At 46.4% G+C, this 2,616-nt stretch carries 1 protein-coding gene; it reads left to right on the top strand.

What is annotated here, in order from left to right:
- Positions 1-562: 562 nt before the first annotated feature.
- Positions 563-2,479, top strand: coding sequence for a group II intron reverse transcriptase/maturase (gene ltrA / locus F3G95_RS13660; protein ID WP_242960739.1), 1,917 nt, complete (start codon positions 563-565; stop codon positions 2,477-2,479).
- Positions 2,480-2,616 lie beyond the last annotated feature (137 nt).

Here is a 2,616-nt window from a genome sequence, read left to right as displayed (position 1 = left end):
AGAGAATAGGTCAAAATTCAAGACAGTACGAGAGCTAATACTCCACTGTGCGTTGCCACCTGTAAGTGTGCATTGTACAGAGCGTGGTGAAGGCGTAACCTGAAAACCTAAACCTCTGCAAAGAGGCATGGACAATAATGGTGCGGGCTTCCGAAACCTATGGCTATCCGTTAGGGAAAGCTATGCAGCATCGTAAGAGTTGACTCCATCCGAAAGGGTGAACCTTGGAAAAAGTGTGTGTGGCTGGTTTTTCCGTACACGCCCTGTGGGATGAAATCCCCATCAGGAACCGTGCAGCAACTGTGGTTCAAAGCACGGTTAGATTTTCCCGGTGTAAGGTAGCGGCCTAAGGGTTCCAGAATAAGGATAGAGATTAGGGAACGTTTGAGAGCCTATTGTTGGAGCGTTACAGCGCATTGAAAACAACAGGAAGTCAGCCGTATCATAGTAGTCTGGGCTGGGTAATGCCAGTCATACGGAATTGAAATATTCCATGGCGAAGGATACGAGTCAAATCGATTTGTAAATTTCACAAAACGAAAATCCTATAACTCCCTGAAAGATGGGTGACGAACTGCGAGGTGAAAACCTTGTGCATTTGAACGTCAGATTTTCAACGGAAACGGAACTTAAAAAGATTCAGGATTTTCTCTATGAGAAGTCCGGTCAAGGAGTATCGTTCACCGGTCTGGTGGAAGCGATGGCTAATGAAGTGACCATTGTAACTGCCGTCCACAATATCAAGTCCAACAAAGGCAGCAGAACTGCTGGCGTGGATAAGATAAAAATGGACAAATACCTTCAAATGCCCAAAGATGAGCTTATTTTATTGATTCAATCGAGTTTTCGCAACTACCGCCCCAAACCAGCCCGCCGTGAATATATCGAAAAGAGTAACGGCAAGAAAAGACCGCTGGGTATCCCCACTGTATTGGACAGGATCATACAGGAGTGCGTGCGTATCATTATCGAGCCGATCTGTGAAGCGAGATTTTATCCGCAAAGCTACGGCTTTCGCCCCTATCGGGCACAGAAACACGCAATCCGGGGTATCATCAATGTCATAAATGCTGGATGTAAATCGCCCGACCAACCCGTGTGGGCTATTGAGGGTGACATCAAGGGATGCTTCGACAATATCAATCACCGCCTGCTGCTCCAAAAACTCTGGAGAATCGGTATCCATGACAAGCGTGTGCTGAAAATTATCAGTCAGATGCTAAAAGCTGGATATATGGAAAATGACCTGTTTCATGCAACAGAGCTTGGTACACCGCAGGGAGGAATCCTCTCACCGCTTTTATCCAATGTTTATCTCAACGATTTCGATTGGTATGTTGGTCGTATGTATATGGAGCCGCACAGACAGTGCAAGCATAAAGGCAACGACACAAGGCGTTTGAAATGGGCTGGTGTAACGCCAAAGTACAATTATCGCTACGCCGATGATTGGGTGATTCTGACGTCAACGGAGAAGGAAGCACTCCGCTTGAAACGTGTCTTGACAAAATATTTTCGGAACAGAATGAAACTCGAATTGTCGCAGGAAAAGACCTATGTAACAGACCTGCGGACAAACGGTATACACTTTCTTGGCTTTGTGGTAAAGGCCGAACGAAAACGGAAGACTCCTGACCCGGCAACATGGACGAAACATCTGGTTGGAAAGCCGCTGCCGGATATGGAACGGTTAGGAAAGAAGATTAAGAAACTGCTCGAAGAAGTGCACCGCATAGAACTTTGTCAAAAAGTCAATGTGCAGGCTGCGCAAATTCAGTACGTCAACTCTGTCATTATGGGTATGGCACAGTACTTGCAGACATCCATCTGCTCTCATGCCTACCATGCGATAGACCGCAGAGTAAACAACGCTGCACTGACTGTATGGAAAAAGCTGTACCCCAAACGGTACAACTCCATGCAGGTGCCGCTGAAGGTGCTTTGCAATCTTCCTGACCGACACAAGGGCTACGACAGTAAGACATTTGCTGTATGGGTCGAAGGAAAATGGTTTGGTATAACTTATGCGTTCATCACGCATAGTCACTATGAACCCAAGCCATTTGACCAGAAAATGACGCCGTATACAGTGGAAGGGCGCAGACGGTATGTGAGCTATCGTGCTAAGCACAAGCCACTGCCATGTGACCGTCCATCCGTTAACTCCCCGAACGATATTGCAATGTCAGCATACGCAAAGGGAAGGATGAATTTTGAGTATTATATGAACCGGGAGTATGCTTACAGCAGGGACAAAGGAAAATGTAAATGCTGTGGAAATGCCTTCTCACCCGTGCTTCAAAAGCATTGTCACCACGTTAAAAACAAGCTTCCACTTGATAGAATCAATAAAGTGCCAAATCTGGTTTGGCTGTGTGAACCATGCCACCGCATGGTTCACAACAGTCCAATACCGCCTGAACTTGATGCAAAGACGGTAGGCAAAATCATGAAATACCGCGAAAAACTTAAACTGTGAAATTTACAACCACTCTGTGTCCGTGAGAACACAGCAGTGTTGAAATCTGAAGGAAGAAAGTAAATCGATTTGATGGTACGCCGGGTGCGCTGAAAGGTGCACGCCCGGCGTGAGGTGGGGGAAAACTTGGAGATTAC

Origin of the sequence: Faecalibacterium sp. Marseille-P9312 (genome assembly GCF_902497445.1) — a bacterium.
Classification (GTDB): Bacteria; Bacillota; Clostridia; order Oscillospirales; family Ruminococcaceae; genus Faecalibacterium; species Faecalibacterium longum.
Note: the sequence above shows the minus strand (reverse complement) of the source record. Positions and strands in the feature narration are given on the sequence as shown.

Bases quoted from the DNA above. Each gene is read 5' to 3' on its own strand.
- ltrA (WP_242960739.1), top strand. From the start codon at position 563: ATGGGTGACGAACTGCGAGGTGAAAACCTTGTGCATTTGAACGTCAGA.